Below are 19396 nucleotides of genomic sequence, written 5' to 3'. Positions count from 1 at the left end.
TCTGGCAAGAGGTTCTCCCCTGTTTCAATCCACATTATTGGGTTACTCTTTTAAATACAAACTGCGGTGACAGTTGTAAGGAGACCCTGTATGGCTATGTATCAAAACATGCTGGTAGTCATCGATCCAAACCAGGACGATCAACCAGCATTACGGCGAGCTGTTTATTTGCATCAACGGATTGGTGGCAAAATTAAAGCCTTTTTGCCGATCTATGACTTTTCCTACGAAATGACCACCCTGCTGTCGCCGGACGAGCGTACGGCAATGCGTCAGGGGGTCATCAGCCAGCGAACTGCATGGATACGTGAACAAGCGAAATACTATATCGAAGCAGGGATCCCGCTTGATATTAAAGTGGTCTGGCACAACCGTCCCTTTGAAGCCATCATCCAGGAAGTGATCAGCGCTAAGCATGACCTGGTGCTCAAAATGGCACACCAACACGATCGCCTTGAAGCCGTAATTTTCACACCAACTGACTGGCATTTGTTGCGTAAATGTCCAAGCCCGGTATGGATGGTCAAAGATCAGCCGTGGCCGGAAGGTGGTAAAGCGCTGGTAGCGGTGAACCTCGCCAGTGAAGAGGCATATCACAATGCACTCAACGAAAAACTGGTCAAAGAAACGTTGCAGCTCGCAGAACAGGTTAACCATACCGAAGTACACCTGGTGGGCGCCTATCCTGTAACGCCTATCAACATTGCGATTGAGCTACCTGAATTTGATCCCAGCGTGTACAACGACGCCATCCGTGGACAACATCTGCTGGCCATGAAGGCATTACGCCAGAAATTCAGTATTGATGAAAAAGTTACACACGTTGAAAAAGGATTGCCTGAAGAGGTCATCCCGGATTTAGCTGAGCATTTACAGGCGGGTATCGTGGTACTCGGCACCGTTGGGCGCACCGGCATATCAGCTGCGTTTTTGGGGAATACCGCAGAACAGGTTATCGACCATCTGCGTTGCGACCTGCTGGTTATCAAACCGGATCAGTACCAGACCCCGGTTGAACTGGACGACGAAGAAGACGATTAACCCTGCAGCAAAATGCCGGATGGCGATGTCATCCGGCATGACATGTTCTTAGTGCTTCTCCTCGCCTCCGAGGAAATAGATACCGAGCGGAATAGCCAGCAAAATAGTAAAAACCATACTGTAGACGCAAATCATTGCGGATTGAATGGCATACATCGAAGCTGTCCAGTCGGAAAGCGGAATGTCATACTGTTCAATGACGCCACCAATCGTCGCGCGCGTCACAACCGATGCCGCAATAATAAATACCCCAAGCAGACATAACAGAAACTTCCGTCCCTTCGCTGTCTTCAGCTTAGCCATGATCATAATATCGTCCTTATGCAGATGAATACCGTGTTACTTTGCAGCAACAATACCATGACATCAACTCACTGTCTGCTACATACGCCACACTCAAACTTGACATGCGTACTATTCGCCTGAAAATAACGCTGATTGTATTATTTCGCTCTCCTTTTGATGAATGATCTGACAGCCTGAACTAGGTAAAATATCCGCTGATGAAGGATGTCAGATGATATTTAGCTAACACGGAGTGACCTGGGAGAATCATGATCGCTGAACTGTTTATAAATAATGCGTTTAATTTAACGGTAATTCTCAGCAGCTGTGCAGCGTTAGTCCTGATGAGCGTGTGGTTTCATCGTAGTGAAAAACACTGCAAAGGATTCATATTCCACGCAGCACAGTTTTTTGTTTATGCCATTATCATTGGTACGTTTGGCACTATTGCGAATAACGTCATCGATAGTTATAAGCTGAAATTTATCTCCCCAAGCGTGGTCGACTTTATCTGTACCTCGTTGATTGCGTTGATCCTGACGATAAAACTCTTTCTGGTCATCAACCAGTTTGAAAAAACGCAGATTAGTAAGGGCAGAGATATCACCAGTGCGAGGATCATGTCACGCATCATTAAGATTACGATCGTCGTCGCCATCATCTTGCTGTACGGTGAGCATTTCGGCATGAGCCTGTCAGGGCTGTTAACGTTCGGCGGCATCGGCGGTATCGCTGTCGGTATGGCAGGTAAAGATATCCTGAGCAATTTTTTCTCTGGCATTATGCTCTACTTCGACAGGCCGTTTAGCATCGGTGACTGGATCCGCTCTCCGGACCGAAATATCGAAGGTACGGTAACGGAAATCGGCTGGAGAATGACCAAAATAAACACCTTCGACCACCGTCCGTTATACGTGCCGAACTCAATTTTCTCTTCCATCAGTGTAGAAAACCCGGGGCGGATGAGTAATCGACGAATCAAAACGGTGATCGGGTTACGTTATGAAGATGCTGATAAAATTGGCGCAGTTGTCGAGTCGGTCAGAAAAATGTTGCAAAATCATCCCGGAATAGATCAAAAACAAACCCTGCTGGTCTATTTTAATGAATTTGCCGATTCATCGCTGAATATCATGGTGTATTGCTTCACGAAAACCACCGTGTGGCAGGAGTGGCTTGCTGTACAACAAGATGTGTACTTGAGAATTATTACAATAGTTCAGGAAAACGGTGCTGACTTTGCGTTCCCCAGTCAGACGTTGTATATGGATAACGCCGAGGCACAACCTTCTGCCCACTAACCAAAATCAAGACGCGGATACCCGCGTCTTTCATCTGTTCGCTGTCTGCTGAAAGCACAACATCACTGCCCCCGGGCGTCTGGCATCAGCTTCTTTGCCTGGCGACCGCGTGAATAACGTAACATCAGCCCCCAATGCTTTAGCAATCTTGATCGCCATGTGTCCCAGGCCACCCAACCCAACAACAGCGACTTTACTCCCCTGCCCAACCTGCCAGTGACGCAACGGCGACCATGTGGTGATACCGGCACACAACAACGGTGCAGCACCACGTAAGTCGATTCCTTCCGGCACCTTCACGACGAACAAAACTGTGCGGGACCAGATCTTCTTTCACCGCCAGCGCGGCATAACCCTTCACGTTCATGGCTATTTCGATCTCCTCAGAGATAAAGTGCACCTCAACCAGCATAGCTCAGGGCAACAGGTTGTACTCGGCGTCAGCGACCGGCTCCAGCCATTCATTCGATGCGCCTGCTACCGGGATTTCTACCGCAATATGGGCAAACCAGCTATCACGTGCAGCTCCGTGCCAGTGTTTCATTCCCGCCGGAATATGAACCACATCACCCGTTTTCAGTTCTCGCGCAGGTTGATTCCACGCCTGGTACCAGCCTCTGCCGCCAGTCACCAGCAGAATTTGACCGCCCTGATGATGAATGTGCCAAAAATTACGGCAGCCAGGTTCAAATGCAACGTTACCAATCACCACTCCTTCCATTGAAAGCATGGTCAGATAGCTGGTCCCGGTGAAGTACTTCGCATAGGCTTCATTTTTCTCTCCCCGGGGAAAGACGCTGTTGCCATCAAATTGTTCGTTCATCATGACTCCTGCTGGGGTATTAGCTAACGGAATTCCTTAAATACATTCATCAAGAACTGCACGGGCATTTTCCGCAATCTCAGCACCACAGTGCTGCTTAAGTAGCGCAGTAAACGCGATAAGTTGCTCAGGGCGGAACCCAACATTCAGGCTGATCGCGAAGTGACTTTTCAGTTGGCTGTTCACGCCGCCCAGTACGGCTAACGCAGAGACGGTTGCCAGTTCACGAGTCGGCCAGTCCAGTACATCGCGCTGAAAAATATCGCCAAACAGATGTGCTTTAAGCCAGGTATCAATGGCAGGGGCAAAATCAAACAGCGGACCGCTAACCGGCTGTCCAACCAGTTGGGTTTGCGTTTGGCTCCCCGCCAGCAGGCTGTTCCAGTCAACAGCTAACCCTGCATTAAGCGCTGCCTCCAGCTTATCTGGCTGTCCTGTGGCAGTGAATGCTGCAATGGGGACAACTGCCAGTTGTCTGGCATTCAAATGATTTGACATGTTCGATTCTCCGGGGAGGCGACAGTCTCTGCCGCCGAATGCTGAAAACGCAAAAATTATAGAGGCTCAGCGTATCGACGATTAGAGGGTTAAATAAGGACAAATCTATGAAGACAAGTCATGAATAGCGCTATTCACAATGTGGCAGTACAGCGCTGTCCGTCACATCCACTTGCGGTGCATCCAATTTCACGGGCCAGCGACTCATATGCTGGATAAACTCGACACATGAAAGATATTTTTTACGGCAGCCGAAACGCTGAAGTTCAGAGAGGCTGCCGCAACACTCGGTCTGGCCACCCAACAAATAACCCGAGGTATTACTGAACTACAGATCCTGCGCGGGCAATTTTGTCATCCGGCCTGATCTACGTATTACGCTACAATCTCGATTAAATTACCGTCGGGGTCCTGAATGACGGCCTCGTAATACCCGTCACCGGTGGTTCGTGGTCCGGAGACCAGGATGCCCTGTTCTTTTGCGCGTATAGCCAGAGCATCAACATGCCCCGCGCCACCAACAGAGAGAGCCAGATGCACCCATCCTGAAGTGTTATTGTCAGGTACAGGGTGGGTCAGTCCCGGTTTGGTCATTAACTCAATCGCAATGTCCTCACCAATGTTGACGAAATAAGATTCAAACCCGGGATTGGTTTTGCTGCAGTATTTTTCGTTTATCACACCATCAAAAAACGACACCCAGAACCGGGCTTGTCGTTCAAGATCCCGGGTCCATAAAGCCATGTGTGCAATTTTCATCGCGATCCTCTTATCGTTTACTCTGAACGGTACGCCCCCGTTAAGGGATATTGACATCCTGCATTATAATGCAGGATTATGCACGTTATTGCTCGATGTTTATTTTTATGGAGTTCTCATGCTCGATTACGCTGCATTCCCGGATCAACGCCAGGCGCTTATCTATCAGATCCTGCAGGAAAACGGCAGAGTGATCTGTACTGAACTGGCCGTCCGTTTGGGGGTGTCAGAACATACGATCCGCCGCGATTTACATGAGTTGTGTAAAGAAGGTGTTTGCAAGAAAGTCTATGGCGGGGCTGTCATTTCACTACCAGAGTCAGCTGACATCACAGTACGCAAGAATATTAATACCGCGAAAAAGAGCAGCATCGCGCAAAGATGTGCCCGGCTAGTGAAATCCGGAAGCTGTATTTTTATCGACACAGGAACAACCAACCTGGCAATGGCTGAAGCCCTTCCCGCTGAGCTGGCATTAACCGTCGTGACAAATTCACCTGATATTGCCGCCGTACTGCTGAAAAAACCGCTATTCGAGGTCATCATGTTAGGTGGGCCAGTGCAGCGATCGTCCGGTGGGTGCGTAGGTCCGACAGCCATTGCCCAGGTACAGGATATTTTATTTGATCAAGGTTTTATTGGTGGTTGTGCGATGGCACCGGAGTCCGGTTTAACCGGGTTTGATTACGCCGATTGTGAGTTTAAAAAAGCGGTAATTAAGCAGTGTAACGAAACTATCGTCGCACTGACGGCGGATAAGATCCCTGCCGTCGCACGTTATGTTGTCACCGCCAGCAGTAACATTGATGTCATTGTCGTGGAGGAAAACATCAGCAAACAGTACGGCACCGCTTTTCAGGCGCATGACATCCGCATTTACACCGTATAACGGTGGCGCAGTCTTTTTACGTGTAAATTCAACGGAATATCACGGTGCTAAAAGTGGCGCCAGCCGTCAATGGGGTAATGGCTGACAGATAGTCCAGGCGAATTCTATGATGGTGTTCATGGCACTCCACAAGCAAGAATTCCTCTTTGTCTGCTGTGGTGCATGTCGTCACGGCCCTGGCATCAAAGTGTTCCCCGGAAGTCAGTTCAATGCGCAGCAAATAGTGATAAAGACAGGCAATCTCCAGATAGTCATGCAGATCGCAATCGACAGGATGGTACTTTTCTGCCGCACACATAAATCCCCCCTTCCCTATGTCCACGCCGGTTCGGGAAATAGCTCACGCGACTTCCCGAACATGCGACGCTATTTCAGCGCTTCGATAGGTGCGCCAAAGTTGATATGCAGCACATTACCGTCGATTACCAGAGCGGGAACAGACTTCACTCCGATTCGCTCCGCCTCTGCAACGTGATCGGGTTGTTCTCCCAAATGAATAACCTCGATTTCCACATCCGGGGACAGATACTGTAGCAGTGTTTCTTCTGCGGAAACGCAAACCGGGCAACCAGCATGATAAAAACGGGCTTTGGTCATGATACCTCTCCTTTAAATTATAGTATCGAATCGATACTATAATTTATGCTACGCCAGTTTTATGCTTTGTCAATATAGTTTTTAGTCGATACTATATGCCGAGGAGGATTTTGTTATGCATGATATGTCGCTTTTTGACGTACTGGACCGACTGTCTGGTCTGACGCGGATGTGGTTTCGCCAGCATCCTTTACTGGCGGATCTTCAGCCAGTACAGCTCAGTGCGTTGATGTATCTCGCACGCTGTAACCGCTACTCCAATACGCCTCTCGCCGTGACGGACTACCTCGGTCTCACCAAAGGAACGGTGTCACAATCGCTAAAGTTGTTGGAATCAAAAGGACTGGTGGTACGTACGCAGGATGCCAGGGATAAGCGTAGCGTTCATCTGCAGCTCACCGAGTCGGCCAAAAATTTGCTGGATGCCCTGCTTCCCCCCTCATTTTTGATGACGGGCGAATCTGCGATGGGTGAACGCGCGGGTTTACTCAAGGAGCTACTCTTCGAACTTCTGCGGGGCATTCAGCGCACCAGTAATGTGCCGGGATTTGGTCTGTGCCAGAGCTGTCGGTTCCACCAAAAAGTAAATGGTCAGGGATTTTGTAATTTAACGAAAGAACCGTTGAGCGAGGATGATTCGATGTTAATTTGTCGGGAGCATCAGCCCCCGGACGTATGATCTTCTCTGTTATAGTGTCTTCATGTGGCCGGGTTGCCGCTTTCCAGGATAACCACTCGCTACAGGCATTTGACACGGCGATATTACGGTAGCCGCGTTCCCACGCCATATCGTCAACAATTTCTGCGGATTACGTATGTTGCAGGTGGTTCAGATCCCGTAGCATCCGCTTGAGACATTTGACTTTATTTTTATCGCGTATTGCCGCTGAAAACTTACTGAGCTGAAAAAACGTTTTGTCACCAAAACCATCAATGACTTTGAAACAATATTCCTGACGCGTGGCATCCCAGGAGTAGACGATATTTTTACAATGCAGGGAGTTAATAATGACACCGGTACTGACAAACCACGCTAAAAAAACATTCAACTTCTGCAATTTGCTGGCATCAAGTTCTTTGTTCAGGGCAAGCTGATAAAGCGTTTGCGCGATGTGACCATGCTCATCACATTCCTTAACCGTGAGTTGCCCTATTCCTTTATTTGTTTCAACAAGTCCTTCAATTTTTTGCATATAAAATGCGTCGGTTTGGTGACTCAACTTACATTCTTTGATGTCCCGAAAGACCTCACGTAGCTTGCTTTTATATTTCGCAATGCCTGGAATCACGATTTTGACCAGCAGTTTACTATCCTGTGGATGCTGGAAGACGTAGCGATCGTTACCTCGTGCCAGCAAGTCTTCATCTTTCAATATAAGTATTTGTTTCATAATATTTTTTATTTTTACCCTACGTGAAATGGGGTTGCCTCAACGAAGAGTTGTCTCAGCCAAAAAATATTGTGTATCTGTCTATTTCAATGGTTGTTAAACAAATAGCGTATTCATCCAATAAATAACTTTTGTAGTGACGTACTGAAGCAAAGTAACGGTGGATGTGCAGCAGGTTGAACGCCAGGAGATACTGTTGGAGAAATCCACGCCAGCTTTGTTTTTTTGATGTTGTTAACGAAGGTAAACAGCGGAAGGTATTCAACTAAGCTTCATTCACCGTGACCTATGGTGCTGCCACCAGAGGCCGCTCGTGAATGGATGAGGCCGGATGTTGGAGGGGAAAGAAGCCGAGGACATTGCAGACGATGGTTTCGTGCCAGTTACAAAATTGATATGACAGGGCGTAACACGTACAGGCAAGAATGTAAAAATTAGGGAGCCAAACTACGTTGCGTCAGATACCCAGATTAAACACTGCAAGGGAAAATCACTATGGATATCTTTCATACTAACTCCCAACAAATTGATTAAAAATCCACAGCAATACAATAATCATTATTTTCACATAAACCCAAAATCATTAACAATTCAGAGAGACGGTATCTGCCCATACTTCAACACTGTTCAAGAAATATAGATGACTCACTATGATGTTTATGCTCACCCTGTAGGTAATTTTTATACATCGTTGCAACATCAACACCGTAGATAACCGCTACCTGCGTTCTCTCCGCTGTGCGCCAGAAAACGACACCCGGACAATTAAAATTGAAACTCCTGCACGCCACAAATTTATCGTTCAGATGCCGGGAATCGTTTGTACAGAGTTGGTATTTCGACGTCAATAATGAGAATAACCCTGTAGCGAGTCACATTCATCGCTAACAATCTTCCGGTCGGTCCCCACTGTTCACAGGCCAGATTTGGCCGTAACCCCTCGTGCAGTACGAGGTTAAGGTACCAATGATTCAGGCGGAAACACTCTGCCGGCGCAGATGCCTGATCCCCAAAAGCATTGGTCCCAGAAGCGCAAAAGAGAAAACCAGAATAATCAGCTCAGGAAGCCAGAATGTAGAAATAATTATTAATACTATAATTTCCCAGTTGTGCAATTTTCCCGGCTTTTCGTACGTCATCAAGACATAAAATGTTGCAAAAAGACACAAAGCGAAAAGTGCGTAACAAATAGTAATCAAAAACATTCATAATCCTTTGTTTATAAGCTAGTAACTGCACTTACAAGTCAGAGCATGTCAACCTTGCGAAATATACAGCTTTTCCCTGCTGTTTAGTAGTCCCTTGAAACACCAGGAAATAGATGCCCGCGCAGAGAAGAGACAGGTTTAAGTATGTGTCTGGCACGGATACTAACGTTACGATAACTGGGCTCTGGTCAGGTTACTATGCCGATTACATAAGGCTTCCCTGGAGAAAATCCCGATGATTCAACAGGTAATGGCGTCATTGTAGGTAGTAGGAATTTCTTGCAAAGTACCAACAAAGTTAATTCTAAGCCACATGCAATCCATATTGGTTTTTACACTGCAAATAACCATAGTCACAATCTGATAACCTGGCCAGATACCATCAGTAGCTTAATCAGACTAAAATCTAACCACATACATAAACACATGACATAATATTAATAAACATTAATTCATTGAGATTATGGCAATCATCGTCCATATCAGGGCCATGCCCCCCGGCAGTTTCGAATATCTTGCTCGCCAATTAACGGCCCTTAAGTACTGTCGCCAGGGTTGCACGGCTGTTTTTTCTTCAAATATAACATCAGATTATGCAGGCTAATATAGCTGGCCGTTCTTTGTTGGGTTCCGACAATATTTTGCTTATCCACAATGTACAAGCTAAGTGCCCCGGTGCTTTCAGTTAAGCTTCATATTTTGCACCACTACTTTAATTATTAAACCTTATTTCTACAAGCACCGACAGTGTTCTTTATTGAAGAATACCATTTCATTAAATTTAAATGACGGTATAAATCGAAATCTGCAGTATGAATAATTCATTAGATATATTTTTATCATTATTTTTAATGAGGTTGGTACTGATTGTCTGGAGATGCTGGCGCTGAAGTCAGCGCCAGTTCTGGTTTTGAAGTGGTTAACGAAGGTTAACAGGAGGACGTACGCAATTAGTGCTTAACAATATACATAGTGCGACTGTATGCCACATCCTCTGGGTTGGTAATCGGATACCCTTTCAGCCACGGTTTAATTAAACGTCCGTTGGTGTACTGATAAATCGGCGCAATAGGTGCCTGTTCCATCAGAATTTTCTCCGCAGCATTATAATCAGCATTCCGCGCTTTCTCTGTATTTTCCAGAGTAGCCTGGGTCAACACTTTATCGTATGTCGGATTATTAAAGCGGGAGATATTGCCCGTATGGGTCGATGTTAATAATGACAGGAACGTAGAAGGCTCATTGTAGTCGCCCACCCAGGAGGCACGGATAACATCAAAGTTGCCGGTATTACGACTATCAATATAGGTTTTCCACTCCTGGTTTTGCAGTTTCACGTCAACGCCAAGGTTTTTCTTCCACATCGACGCGACTGCGATAGCAATCTTCTGATGGTTTTCAGAGGTGTTGTACAACAGTGTGAGTTTAAGCGGTTTCTGCGGACCATATCCCGCGGCACGCAGCAGCGTTTTCGCCTGGGCGTTAAGCTCTTCCTGACTCATTTGTTCAAACGGAGAAGGTTCCGGGATAAATCCTGCCGTCACATCCGGCGTAAAGTGCCAGGCGGGTTTTTCTCCAGTCCCTAATACTTTCTCCGCCATCAGACGACGATCGATAGTCATACTGAGCGCCAGACGCACGCGTGAATCGGCAGTCGGCCCTTTTTGCGTGTTAAATGCATAGTAATAAGTACCAAGCTGCGGCGGCGTATACACCTGGCCCGGAATATCCTTCAATAGCTTCTGATACATATTTTTCGGGAAGGACTCAGTAATATCAATATCGCCAGCAAGATAGCGTTTGGTCGCAGCAGACTCCTGGTTAATCGGCAGGAAAGTCACTTTTTGCAGCACCGTTTTGGCGTTGTCCCAATAATGTGTATTCGGCACAACTTCCAGTTTCTCGTTAACCACACGGTCTTTCAGCACATAGGCACCGTTACCGATAAGGTTGCCTGGCTTCGTCCACTCTTTACCGCTTTCGACATTGGTTTTTTGGACAGGATAAAACGCAAAGCTCGCTGTCAGGTTGGCAAACCAGGGTAGCGGTTTGTCCAACTGCACTTTGAAGGTATGCGCATCCACCGCGCTGACACCTAACTTATCGGGCGCGGCTTTGCCATCGATGATCGCCTGGGCATTGTTGATCCCTGCTAGCGCGGCAAACCAGGCAAACGGCGATAGTGTTTTCGGGTCAACCAGACGCTGCCAACTGTAGACAAAATCCTGTGCCGTTACCGGCGTGCCATCGGCCCATTGCGCATTATTGCGCAACGTAAACGTCCAGATACGGTTATCATTACTCTTCCACTGTGTGGCGACACCGGGAATAATCTCACCCTTTTCATTCTGGTTGACCAGCCCTTCGAATAAATCGCGAATAACCTGAATTTCTGGAAGCCCAACGGCTTTTGCCGGATCGAGTGACGCTGGCTCATCTTTTATGTGACGCACCAGTTCTTGCTTTTCTGCCAGTACCGTCCCGCTGGGAACATCAGCAGCCCAGGATAATGAAATGCTGCTAACCAACAGCGCACAACAGGTTACTGAAACAGAATGCTGCATAAGATACCCTCAATTCCGGCTACTAAGTGAATGTGTAATTATTTGTATCGCCAGCAGGAAATGCAATTAACTTCCGACAGGAAAGTGATATTACACCTGAAAAGATAAGTGTGTGAAAACGATTTGATTATCCATACATTTTGCACAACACTGCGAGTAACTATCCCAGCATTCAGAGATGACTATGACCGTTACCCGCCCCCGTGCCGAGCGCGGCGCATTTCCGCCAGGAACCGAACATTACGGACGTTCACTATTGGGCGCGCCGCTAATCTGGTTCCCGGCACCGGCAGCCGATCGTGAAAGCGGCCTGATACTGGCGGGAACGCACGGCGACGAAAACTCCTCGGTCGTTACCCTTTCCTGCGCATTGCGTACGCTTAACCCCTCCCTGCGTCGCCATCATGTGGTGCTGGCGGTAAACCCTGACGGTTGCCAGTTGGGTCTGCGTGCAAATGCAAACGGCGTGGATCTTAACCGTAACTTTCCGGCGGCAAACTGGAAATCCGGTGAAACGGTATATCGCTGGAACAGCAGCGCAGAAGAGCGTGATGTGGTGTTATTGACTGGCGATCATCCGGGATCTGAGCCTGAGACCCAGGCACTATGCCAACTTATTCACCACATTCATCCTGCATGGGTAGTTTCTTTCCACGATCCGCTGGCCTGTATTGAAGATCCCAGACACAGCGAATTAGGCGCGTGGCTGGCGCAGTCGTTCGAATTGCCGCTGGTAACCAGCGTCGGTTATGAAACGCCGGGCTCTTTTGGTAGCTGGTGCGCCGATCTAAACCTACATTGCATTACTGCAGAATTTCCGCCCATTTCATCGGATGAAGCGAGCGAAAAATACCTGCTGGCAATGTCTAATCTTTTGCGCTGGCATCCTTGAGATGAAGCTGTCCGGTTGTAAAATGCAAGGCAGGCTCCACGTCTCGGGCCAGCCACGTTGGGCCATCCAGATCGGCAAAGCTGACCTGTGGCGTAAGCGGCAATGCAGCGCCGATCGCCCTTGATGTACACAACATACAGCCCAACATGAGTGCAAATCCCTGCTCGCGTGCTTCGGTCGCCAGCGCCAGCGCTTCCGTCAGGCCGCCTGTTTTGTCGAGTTTGATATTGACCATTTCATAGCGTCCATGCAGCGCTTTCAGACTGCTGCGGGTATGGCAGCTTTCATCTGCACAGACAGGCAGCGGATGCACGAAATTCTCCAGCGCGGCATCATCATTAGCCGGCAGAGGCTGCTCCAGCATCGCAACGCCTAAATCCGCCATTAACTGGCAGCGTGCGGCCAGCCCTTCAGCACGCCAGGATTCATTAGCATCAACAATGATTGTCGCCTCAGGCACAGCCGCCCGGATCGCAACCATCCTTTCGCTGATTAAGTGTGCATCCAGTTTGACTTTCAGCAATCTGGCACCGTTATCCCATAGCGCAGTCGCGCTCGCCGCCATCTGCTCCGGCGTGCCGATCACGACGGTTTGAGCGGTCGTTACTGTTGCATCCAGTTCAGTACCAACGTAGTCGGCCAGAGACTGTTGTTGCTGACGCGCATTGAGATCCCAAAGCGCACAGTCAACGGCATTACGCGCCGCCCCCGCGGGCAGCAATGCCTGCAGCGCTTCACGCGTCACACCGTGTTCCAGTTGCGGCACAACACTCATGATTTGAGCCAGTACCGACGCATCGCTTTCGCCATAGCGAGGATAAGGCGTACATTCTCCAACGCCCTTTACACCATTCTCTTCCAGTTCAACCACCACCACATGCGCTTCGGTCCTGCTCCCGCGGGCAATCACAAAGGGAGTGTGTAACGGCCAGGCTTCCTCATACACCTTAACTGATCTCATTTGTTTTCCTTAATGCAGTCCCTGAAGCGGATATCCGCAAATAGCGTTTGCCGTGTTAACTGCTGATGGCATAAACTAGCCTTGACGTTAACTATATGTAAACAGGAAGATAACCATGTCACAAACCGTTCATTTCCAGGGCAACCCGGTTGCAGTTGCCGGCTCTATTCCTCAGGCTGGAAGCAAAGCCCAGGCTTTTACCCTTGTGGCTAAAGACCTGTCTGACGTTACGCTGGGCCAGTTCGCAGGCAAGCGCAAAGTGCTGAATATTTTCCCAAGCATCGATACCGGCGTGTGCGCGGCATCAGTACGTAAGTTTAACCAACTGGCGACAGAAATCGACAACACCGTCGTACTGTGCATTTCAGCCGATCTGCCATTCGCCCATTCTCGTTTTTGCGGCGCGGAAGGTCTGAGCAACGTTATCACGCTGTCCACCCTGCGTAACGCTGAATTCCTGAAAAACTACGGCGTTGAAATTGCCGAAGGTCCGCTGAAAGGTCTGGCTGCTCGTGCCGTTGTCGTTATCGACGAAAATGACAACATCGTGTTCAGCCAACTGGTCAATGAAATTACCAACGAGCCTGACTATGATGCAGCGTTGGCCGTGCTGAAAGCCTAAGTTGCCCTGAATACAAAAATGCCTCCGGATGGAGGCATTTTTATTTGCACCATTACTCTTCGTTTTTTTTCTGCTGACTCAGACCATACTCGCGTAACTTATTGGCGATCGCGGTATGTGAAACCCCCAGGCGTTTAGCCAGTTTACGCGTGCTGGGATAATTCATATAAAGCTGCGTCAACACGGAACGTTCAAAGCGGCTGGTGATCTCATCCAGCGACCCTTCCATCACCTCTTCTCCGACGGCAACTGTCGCTGCATCATAATCCGGCAATAAGATATCCTGCGGACGCAGTTCATAGCCCTCAAGCTGAGTTAACGCCCGATAGATAGCATTTTTAAGCTGACGCACATTGCCCGGCCAGCCGTAGCGGGTGAGCACCGTGCTGAGATCGGCAGACAACTTCGGACGCGGTACACCCTGCTCATCGGCAAAACGCGCCACAAACAGCTCTGTGAGTGGCATAATATCTTGTGGGCAATCGCGTAGCGGCGGCAGATTAAGCGTCAGGACATTCAGACGATAATAGAGATCTTCGCGGAAAAGACCTTTCTGCACCAGTTCCACCAGGTTCTTTTGCGTCGCGCAGATTACACGAACATCAACATGAACTTCATGATCTTCACCCACGCGACGGAACGTCCCGTCATTGAGGAAGCGCAGCAATTTCGTCTGCATGCGCGGCGACATTTCGCCAATCTCATCCAACAACACTGAACCGCCATTCGCCTGCTCGAAGAACCCTTTTTTACCTTCCGGGGCGTGACCAAACAGTTCGCTTTCTACCGCATCTTCAGGAATAGACGCGCAGTTCAGCGCCAGATAAGGTTTTGACGCACGTGGGCTCGCCAGATGGCAGGCATGCGCAAAGAGATCTTTGCCCGTACCGGTATTCCCGGTGATCAGCAGCGGCGCACTCAGCGTCGCCAACTTGCGCGCCTGTTCAACAACGTGTTTCATTTTGGCGCTTACAGCAATAATCTGGCTGAATGCGCTCAGATCCTGGGTGGTCATGTTTTGCAATTGACGGCCCATGCGGAGGGTAGAACGCAACATGACAACGGCACCGGTCAGCATTTGCTCCTGATTTTCGCCCTGCAAATGGACCGGCGTAATTTCCATCAGGAAGTTCTGTCCGTTAATCACCACATGTTCACTATGGGAATCCTGCGGATTACTTTCCAGCCAGCGCTGGAAGTTAAACCCATTAATGAGCTGTGCCGCCGTGTGGTTGCGCATCCGCTCCTGGGGATGGGCAAAAAGCTGGCAACTTGCCGGGTTTGCCATCTCCACTTTACTTTTCATATCCAGAGAAAGAACGGGTTCAGGCAATGCTTCAAGCAACGCGCTAAGCGCCAGATGTTCGCGTTCGGAAGGCATCCAGGGCACGGTACGGACGTCCGTTACCCCTGCGATGCGGCGGATTTCAGCCATCAGGCTGCTGAAGTTAGTGAACTCCAGCTCCGCAAAATTAAGGTAAATTCGCCCGATGGGGTCAATCTCGATACCGCGTAAATCAATGCTTCTCAGCACCAGTAAATCGAGCAATTCGCGGGTCAGACCAAGACGGTCTTCACAAAAGACTTCCAAACGCATAGGAACCTTCACCTGGACAAGGGATTATGTATTAAATGATAAGCCAGTATTGGGTTAGCAGGAAGGACTCTGTCAACAAATATTGACAGCACGCTGGAAAATTGGGCGCCGGGGCGTAAAGTTATACGATCGGCACCCGTATTTACTCAACTTTCACGCGGGGATTTGTTCTTTTGTAAGGTCTCTTTCACCTGACCGATCAACTGACGGCGGAAATCCCCCAGTCGCGGTTTATCATCATCAATCCACGGTAATGGACGGCACAGCTCCATCGCTTTAATCCCCAGACGCGCTGTTAACAAGCCCGCGCCAATACCCTGCGCGGCACGCGTGGATAACCGGGCCGCTAAATCCTGCGACATCCAGTCCATCCCCACTTCCCGCACCAACTCGCTGGCCCCGGCAAAAGCGATATTTAACAGTACCAGACGAAACAGGCGCAGGCGGCTGTAATAGCCGAGTTCGATGCCATACAGCGTAGCTATACGGTTAATCAACCGCAGATTTCGCCAGGCAATAAACGCCATATCCACCAACGCTAACGGGCTGACGGCAATCATCAGCGTGGATTCCGCCGCAGAACGACTGATCTCACGTCGTGCTTGCGCATCCAGCACTGGCTGCACCAGGTGGGCATACAGGCTCACAACTTCCCTATCATTCTGCGTTTCATGGATAGAGGCATACCAGCGTTGTAGCGCAGGATGAGACTGATCGATACCCGCCTGTTGTGCCAACTTTTCACAAAATGCGCGGCCTTTTCCGGTTCCGTGACTGTGTAACAGATCACACGCTTCATCACGCTCGTGTGCGCGTTGACGCAAACGCCACAGCCGACGCCACTCGGTTGCCACCGACCCAACGCCTGCGCCAATAATCAGCGCACCCGCAGCACAGCCCCCCAGCGCGACCCAGTCCTGAGTCTGCCAGGCGTTCATGGTCCACTGCACACCCTGAGCGACAACGCTTACGCCAAACAGTGCCAGCCCGCCCATCACCATCTTGCGCCACAGACTGCGTTTAGGGCGAAGGGCCGCATCAATAACGGCTTCTGCCTGACCTTCGTCTTCCAGTGGTTCGTCCACTGTCGCCGGAGAAAAAGTCTGCGCCTCCGTATCGTTGAACATTTTCTGTGCTTTAAATGCCGTGTTTGGTTCCACTTCCAGTGGACCTGAGAAATCGATACGCGGTTTTAACGGCTCGCTCATCGCAATTTATCTCCTATTAAAAACTCCAGCGCGGCATCCAGGCGAATATGCGGTAAGGGTTTATCTACATCCATGACCTGCGGGCGAAAGGCTTCAAACTGGAAACCCTGGCGATCCCAAAAAGCCTGGCCAGGTAAACGCGCAGGGACTTCTCCCGGATAGACGGTCAACGGCTCGCCGTCGCTCAGGCGATTGCCGCGCAACGCGGGGATCTTCTCGCCCTTCACATCAATCAGGCCGCTGGTGGTTGCCTGCACCGATGCCAGTCCCAGACAGTCCATACTGATGCCTTCAAACGCAGCATTTTGCCAGGCGTCCTGAATCAATTGCTGCAACAACGACACCATATTGGCATGTTGATCGACCGTAACGTGGTCGGCCTTGGTGGCAGCGAACAGCAACTTATCGATTACCGGCGAGAACAACCGGCGGAACAACGTGCGCTGACCATAATGAAAGCTTTGCATCAGTTGTGTCAGCGCCAGTCGCATATCGTTAAACGCCTGTGGTCCGCTGTTAAGCGGTTGCAGGCAATCGACCAGCACAATTTGGCGATCAAAGCGCAGGAAGTGATTCTTGTAGAACCCTTTCACGACCTTTTCGCAGTAGTAATTAAACCTGTCGCGTAACATACCTGCGTTGGTATGTTTATCCGCCTGTGCCAGTTTTGACTCACCAAAAGCATCAACATCCGGCCACGGGAAAAATTGCAGCGCAGGTGCGCCAGCCATGTCCCCCGGCAGCACAAAGCGCCCGGGCTGAATGAAATGCAATCCCTGCTGTTTGCACTGATGCAGATAATCTGTCCACGCCGCGGCGATTTCCGCCAGACGGTTTTCGTCAGCAGGCGCCAGCGGGTCAAGCCCCTCGCATAGCTGCCGCCATCTGGCCGACCATTCACCTCGCTGGCCCTGCAATAATCCGGTCATTTGCCGTGACCAGCCAAGGTAATCCTGGGCCAGCATCGGTAAATCGAGCAGCCACTCCCCCGGATAATCGACGATCTCCAGGTACAACGTGGACGTATCTTTAAAGTGACGCAGCAAAGAATCGTTGGATTTGTAGCGCAACGCCAGGCGAATTTCACTGACGCCACGCGTTGGCGTCGGCCAGGTTGGCGGAGAGCCATAAAGCTGCGCCAGTCCCTCATCATAGGTAAAGCGCGGAATACCAAAATCGCGCTGAGGAACCCGCTTTACGCCAAGCAGACGCTCTTCACGCACACAACTGAGCAACGGCAGGCGCGCACCGGCATGAATATTGAGTAACTGGTTTACCATTGCGGTAATAAACGCTGTTTTACCGCTGCGGCTAAGTCCGGTGACAGCCAGGCGCAGATGCCGATCTACGCCGCGATTAACCAGCGAGTTGAGTTCATTTTTAAGTCGCTTCATCGCCATCCCGTTATGCTGAAGGAACCGAAGAAATTATAACAAACAGGGAGCAAACATAAGGTTTAATACTGAGTTATCAACTCCCTGAAAGAAATCAGGCGACATCATTCATGTCGCCTTTAGCCAAAAGAAAGCATGCGGATTATTTATTCTCTACTTTAGGAAGATGAATCCCGCTAATACCGCCTTCGTTGGTTACCTGTGTATAGCCCATCCCGGTCAGCATATCTTTTGCCATCCCGGATTGACGACCTGAGTTGCAATACAACTTCACGGTGTCGGTCTTATCAGGGACTTCTGCCGCAATTCGTGCCTGCAAATCCTTTAAAGGGATGTTGATGGCCCCCTGAAGGTGTTCCTGCTGATATTGTTCAGGAACACGAACATCAATCCAGTGCTCGGCCGCAAATACCGGCATCCCGATGACCAGCGCTAGTGCGAATACTCCTTTTTTCAACATAGTATCGTTCCGTTAAATGATGGAAAGTCACCTAACACTATATACTTGATCTTAAGGAAATATTGCGAGCATGCTATCACTGGCCGTAGCGTTGGGAAATTTTCCTGGCAACCTTGCTCAATAATGGCTCCAGTACCAACACCAGCAACATTTTTAACGGACGGCGGGCCACTGATTTCACCGCCCACCCCGCAACACCTGCGGGGCCGTAGCGAAGCGCAGTCAAAAGTACCAGCTTGCCTGCTATTTTAAAGCCCGGCTTAACCCTTTGCCCGGCACGTTGCCAGCGATTATTCATTTCAATCCTCACAATTGACGGAAACGACTGCGCAATGTGAAGGTGTCCGATGTCACATAACGCTCCATTTCACGCAAACGCTTTTCACTCGCGGCCAGTTCACGATCGACGGAATCTAGCAGTTCCCCGCTTGATGGCTGTTGGTCGCCGGATACGACGTTGTCCGGCATTGGGTCCAGCACAAACGTCAACACGATATAGGCAACTACGGTGAAAAAGGCCAGACCAAAAAAGACTGACAGTACCACCAGGATCCTTACCAGCTTCACGGGGACATCAAGATAGTGCGCAATACCAGCACAGACCCCTTTAACCATGCCCTGCTGCGGGATACGCCACAGCTTTTTGTTCAGGTTAACGCCCCCCATTAGCGGTCCCTCCAGTTTGGATGTTCGGCATCAAGGATATCTTCCAGCGCCTGAATACGTTCACGCATACGCTGTGCATCATTGTTGAGCTCTACCAGACGTTGCTGATCGCTTTGCGACAGTTCACCACGGCTGGAACGATTGCTGTAATGCAGCCACAGCCAGATCGGCAAAACGAACAGCACAAAGATAGTTAACGGAATGGCCAGAAATAGCGCGCTCATGAGTACTCCTTACAGG

The 19396-nt window shown here is 49.6% G+C and carries 22 protein-coding genes and 2 pseudogenes; 7 read left to right on the top strand and 17 right to left on the bottom strand.

Annotated features, from left to right (window positions below):
• The first annotated feature begins 90 nt into the window (after positions 1–90).
• A complete protein-coding gene (uspE, locus tag HV041_RS08155; protein WP_005126626.1) occupies positions 91–1041 on the top strand; it encodes a universal stress protein UspE in 951 nt (316 codons plus the stop codon).
• A 48-nt stretch (positions 1042–1089) separates the two neighbouring features.
• Here uspE and HV041_RS08150 read toward each other — a convergent pair whose 3' ends face one another.
• On the bottom strand, positions 1090–1350 hold the full coding sequence (locus HV041_RS08150; protein WP_048211538.1) for a DUF2534 family protein: 261 nt from the start codon (positions 1348–1350) through the stop codon (positions 1090–1092).
• Positions 1351–1595: 245 nt separating this feature from the next.
• On the opposite strand from HV041_RS08150, the gene HV041_RS08145 reads away from it, so the two are divergent.
• Complete coding sequence (locus tag HV041_RS08145; protein ID WP_121584701.1) at positions 1596–2627, top strand: mechanosensitive ion channel family protein; 1032 nt, start codon at positions 1596–1598, stop codon at positions 2625–2627.
• A gap of 22 nt (positions 2628–2649) precedes the next feature.
• On the opposite strand, the pseudogene HV041_RS25040 reads toward HV041_RS08145, so the two are convergent.
• The 4 genes and pseudogenes from HV041_RS25040 to HV041_RS08120 all read right to left on the bottom strand — a co-directional run.
• Positions 2650–2933, bottom strand: a pseudogene (locus HV041_RS25040) (zinc-binding dehydrogenase); the annotation flags it as partial.
• Between the two features lie 109 nt (positions 2934–3042).
• Positions 3043–3450: a cupin domain-containing protein gene (locus HV041_RS08130; protein WP_048211535.1), complete on the bottom strand. Its 408-nt coding sequence runs from the start codon at positions 3448–3450 to the stop codon at positions 3043–3045.
• Positions 3451–3486: 36 nt separating this feature from the next.
• Positions 3487–3948, bottom strand: coding sequence for a carboxymuconolactone decarboxylase family protein (locus tag HV041_RS08125; protein ID WP_121584702.1), 462 nt, complete (start codon positions 3946–3948; stop codon positions 3487–3489).
• Positions 3949–4323: 375 nt separating this feature from the next.
• The gene (locus tag HV041_RS08120; RefSeq protein WP_048211533.1) at positions 4324–4707 is read right to left on the bottom strand and encodes a VOC family protein; all 384 of its coding nucleotides are present in this window, start codon (positions 4705–4707) and stop codon (positions 4324–4326) included.
• Between the two features lie 118 nt (positions 4708–4825).
• Between HV041_RS08120 and HV041_RS08115 the strand changes: the two genes are divergently transcribed.
• Positions 4826–5596: a DeoR/GlpR family DNA-binding transcription regulator gene (locus HV041_RS08115; RefSeq protein WP_061067987.1), complete on the top strand. Its 771-nt coding sequence runs from the start codon at positions 4826–4828 to the stop codon at positions 5594–5596.
• Positions 5597–5624: 28 nt separating this feature from the next.
• On the opposite strand, the gene HV041_RS08110 is transcribed toward HV041_RS08115, so the two are convergent.
• Together HV041_RS08110 and HV041_RS08105 are read right to left on the bottom strand one after the other, a co-directional pair.
• Complete coding sequence (locus tag HV041_RS08110; protein WP_061067988.1) at positions 5625–5894, bottom strand: Rho-binding antiterminator; 270 nt, start codon at positions 5892–5894, stop codon at positions 5625–5627.
• 68 nt (positions 5895–5962) lie between these two features.
• Positions 5963–6193 carry a glutaredoxin domain-containing protein gene (locus HV041_RS08105; protein ID WP_048211530.1) on the bottom strand — a complete coding sequence of 77 codons (231 nt, stop codon included), beginning with the start codon at positions 6191–6193 and terminating at the stop codon, positions 5963–5965.
• Positions 6194–6308: 115 nt separating this feature from the next.
• Between HV041_RS08105 and HV041_RS08100 the strand changes: the two genes are divergently transcribed.
• Positions 6309–6872, top strand: coding sequence for a MarR family transcriptional regulator (locus HV041_RS08100; RefSeq protein ID WP_048211529.1), 564 nt, complete (start codon positions 6309–6311; stop codon positions 6870–6872).
• Between the two features lie 130 nt (positions 6873–7002).
• Here the strand turns inward: HV041_RS08100 and HV041_RS08095 are convergent, their stop codons facing one another.
• Positions 7003–7584, bottom strand: coding sequence for a YrbL family protein (locus HV041_RS08095; protein ID WP_121584703.1), 582 nt, complete (start codon positions 7582–7584; stop codon positions 7003–7005).
• A gap of 285 nt (positions 7585–7869) precedes the next feature.
• Between HV041_RS08095 and HV041_RS25035 the strand changes: the two are divergent.
• Positions 7870–7963: pseudogene (locus tag HV041_RS25035) on the top strand (SOS response-associated peptidase); the annotation flags it as partial.
• A 1779-nt stretch (positions 7964–9742) separates the two neighbouring features.
• On the opposite strand, the gene mppA reads toward HV041_RS25035, so the two are convergent.
• Positions 9743–11356: a murein tripeptide ABC transporter substrate-binding protein MppA gene (gene mppA / locus HV041_RS08090; protein WP_121584704.1), complete on the bottom strand. Its 1614-nt coding sequence runs from the start codon at positions 11354–11356 to the stop codon at positions 9743–9745.
• 184 nt (positions 11357–11540) lie between these two features.
• Between mppA and mpaA the strand changes: the two genes are divergently transcribed.
• Positions 11541–12248 (top strand): murein tripeptide amidase MpaA, encoded by a 708-nt coding sequence (mpaA, locus tag HV041_RS08085; RefSeq protein ID WP_048211525.1) that lies wholly within the window; start codon positions 11541–11543, stop codon positions 12246–12248.
• On the opposite strand, the gene ycjG is transcribed toward mpaA, so the two are convergent.
• A complete protein-coding gene (gene ycjG, locus HV041_RS08080; protein WP_115601986.1) occupies positions 12223–13209 on the bottom strand; it encodes an L-Ala-D/L-Glu epimerase in 987 nt (328 codons plus the stop codon). The genes mpaA and ycjG overlap by 26 nt on opposite strands.
• Positions 13210–13324: 115 nt before the next feature.
• Between ycjG and tpx the strand changes: the two genes are divergently transcribed.
• A complete protein-coding gene (gene tpx / locus HV041_RS08075) occupies positions 13325–13831 on the top strand; it encodes a thiol peroxidase (protein WP_040230898.1) in 507 nt (168 codons plus the stop codon).
• A 52-nt stretch (positions 13832–13883) separates the two neighbouring features.
• On the opposite strand, the gene tyrR is transcribed toward tpx, so the two are convergent.
• The 7 genes from tyrR to pspB all read right to left on the bottom strand — a co-directional run bounded on the left by tyrR (position 13884) and on the right by pspB (position 19380).
• On the bottom strand, positions 13884–15428 hold the full coding sequence (gene tyrR, locus HV041_RS08070) for a transcriptional regulator TyrR (protein WP_061067993.1): 1545 nt from the start codon (positions 15426–15428) through the stop codon (positions 13884–13886).
• Positions 15429–15574: 146 nt separating this feature from the next.
• The gene (locus HV041_RS08065) at positions 15575–16636 is read right to left on the bottom strand and encodes a YcjF family protein (RefSeq protein WP_121584705.1); all 1062 of its coding nucleotides are present in this window, start codon (positions 16634–16636) and stop codon (positions 15575–15577) included.
• A complete protein-coding gene (locus HV041_RS08060) occupies positions 16633–18030 on the bottom strand; it encodes a YcjX family protein (RefSeq protein WP_048212579.1) in 1398 nt (465 codons plus the stop codon). The genes HV041_RS08065 and HV041_RS08060 overlap by 4 nt, the downstream gene beginning before the upstream one ends.
• A 142-nt stretch (positions 18031–18172) precedes the next feature.
• Positions 18173–18490 (bottom strand): thiosulfate sulfurtransferase PspE, encoded by a 318-nt coding sequence (pspE, locus tag HV041_RS08055; RefSeq protein ID WP_048211521.1) that lies wholly within the window; start codon positions 18488–18490, stop codon positions 18173–18175.
• A 76-nt stretch (positions 18491–18566) separates the two neighbouring features.
• Positions 18567–18788, bottom strand: coding sequence for a phage shock protein PspD (gene pspD / locus HV041_RS08050; protein WP_040230893.1), 222 nt, complete (start codon positions 18786–18788; stop codon positions 18567–18569).
• Positions 18789–18796: 8 nt separating this feature from the next.
• A complete protein-coding gene (pspC, locus tag HV041_RS08045) occupies positions 18797–19156 on the bottom strand; it encodes an envelope stress response membrane protein PspC (RefSeq protein ID WP_048211520.1) in 360 nt (119 codons plus the stop codon).
• Positions 19156–19380, bottom strand: a complete 225-nt coding sequence (pspB, locus tag HV041_RS08040) for an envelope stress response membrane protein PspB (protein ID WP_048211519.1) — start codon at positions 19378–19380, stop codon at positions 19156–19158. The genes pspC and pspB overlap by 1 nt, the downstream gene beginning before the upstream one ends.
• Between the last annotated feature and the right edge of the window lie 16 nt (positions 19381–19396).

The sequence above is a fragment of the Citrobacter sp. RHBSTW-00029 genome, assembly GCF_014104295.1.
In the GTDB taxonomy this organism is placed as follows: Bacteria; Pseudomonadota; Gammaproteobacteria; order Enterobacterales; family Enterobacteriaceae; genus Citrobacter; species Citrobacter youngae.
The sequence above is the reverse complement of the archived record's forward strand: the minus strand, read 5'-3'. Positions and strand labels throughout refer to the sequence as shown.

What these genes read in the sequence shown, in the direction of transcription:
- uspE (WP_005126626.1), top strand. Translation starts at nt 91, where the DNA reads ATGGCTATGTATCAAAACATGCTGGTAGTCATCGATCCAAACCAGGAC.
- HV041_RS08150 (WP_048211538.1), bottom strand. Translation starts at nt 1,350, where the DNA reads ATGATCATGGCTAAGCTGAAGACAGCGAAGGGACGGAAGTTTCTGTTA.
- HV041_RS08145 (WP_121584701.1), top strand. Translation starts at nt 1,596, where the DNA reads ATGATCGCTGAACTGTTTATAAATAATGCGTTTAATTTAACGGTAATT.
- HV041_RS08130 (WP_048211535.1), bottom strand. Translation starts at nt 3,450, where the DNA reads ATGAACGAACAATTTGATGGCAACAGCGTCTTTCCCCGGGGAGAGAAA.
- HV041_RS08125 (WP_121584702.1), bottom strand. Translation starts at nt 3,948, where the DNA reads ATGTCAAATCATTTGAATGCCAGACAACTGGCAGTTGTCCCCATTGCA.
- HV041_RS08120 (WP_048211533.1), bottom strand. Translation starts at nt 4,707, where the DNA reads ATGAAAATTGCACACATGGCTTTATGGACCCGGGATCTTGAACGACAA.
- HV041_RS08115 (WP_061067987.1), top strand. Translation starts at nt 4,826, where the DNA reads ATGCTCGATTACGCTGCATTCCCGGATCAACGCCAGGCGCTTATCTAT.
- HV041_RS08110 (WP_061067988.1), bottom strand. Translation starts at nt 5,894, where the DNA reads ATGTGTGCGGCAGAAAAGTACCATCCTGTCGATTGCGATCTGCATGAC.
- HV041_RS08105 (WP_048211530.1), bottom strand. Translation starts at nt 6,193, where the DNA reads ATGACCAAAGCCCGTTTTTATCATGCTGGTTGCCCGGTTTGCGTTTCC.
- HV041_RS08100 (WP_048211529.1), top strand. Translation starts at nt 6,309, where the DNA reads ATGCATGATATGTCGCTTTTTGACGTACTGGACCGACTGTCTGGTCTG.
- HV041_RS08095 (WP_121584703.1), bottom strand. Translation starts at nt 7,584, where the DNA reads ATGAAACAAATACTTATATTGAAAGATGAAGACTTGCTGGCACGAGGT.
- mppA (WP_121584704.1), bottom strand. Translation starts at nt 11,356, where the DNA reads ATGCAGCATTCTGTTTCAGTAACCTGTTGTGCGCTGTTGGTTAGCAGC.
- mpaA (WP_048211525.1), top strand. Translation starts at nt 11,541, where the DNA reads ATGACCGTTACCCGCCCCCGTGCCGAGCGCGGCGCATTTCCGCCAGGA.
- ycjG (WP_115601986.1), bottom strand. Translation starts at nt 13,209, where the DNA reads ATGAGATCAGTTAAGGTGTATGAGGAAGCCTGGCCGTTACACACTCCC.
- tpx (WP_040230898.1), top strand. Translation starts at nt 13,325, where the DNA reads ATGTCACAAACCGTTCATTTCCAGGGCAACCCGGTTGCAGTTGCCGGC.
- tyrR (WP_061067993.1), bottom strand. Translation starts at nt 15,428, where the DNA reads ATGCGTTTGGAAGTCTTTTGTGAAGACCGTCTTGGTCTGACCCGCGAA.
- HV041_RS08065 (WP_121584705.1), bottom strand. Translation starts at nt 16,636, where the DNA reads ATGAGCGAGCCGTTAAAACCGCGTATCGATTTCTCAGGTCCACTGGAA.
- HV041_RS08060 (WP_048212579.1), bottom strand. Translation starts at nt 18,030, where the DNA reads ATGAAGCGACTTAAAAATGAACTCAACTCGCTGGTTAATCGCGGCGTA.
- pspE (WP_048211521.1), bottom strand. Translation starts at nt 18,490, where the DNA reads ATGTTGAAAAAAGGAGTATTCGCACTAGCGCTGGTCATCGGGATGCCG.
- pspD (WP_040230893.1), bottom strand. Translation starts at nt 18,788, where the DNA reads ATGAATAATCGCTGGCAACGTGCCGGGCAAAGGGTTAAGCCGGGCTTT.
- pspC (WP_048211520.1), bottom strand. Translation starts at nt 19,156, where the DNA reads ATGGGGGGCGTTAACCTGAACAAAAAGCTGTGGCGTATCCCGCAGCAG.
- pspB (WP_048211519.1), bottom strand. Translation starts at nt 19,380, where the DNA reads ATGAGCGCGCTATTTCTGGCCATTCCGTTAACTATCTTTGTGCTGTTC.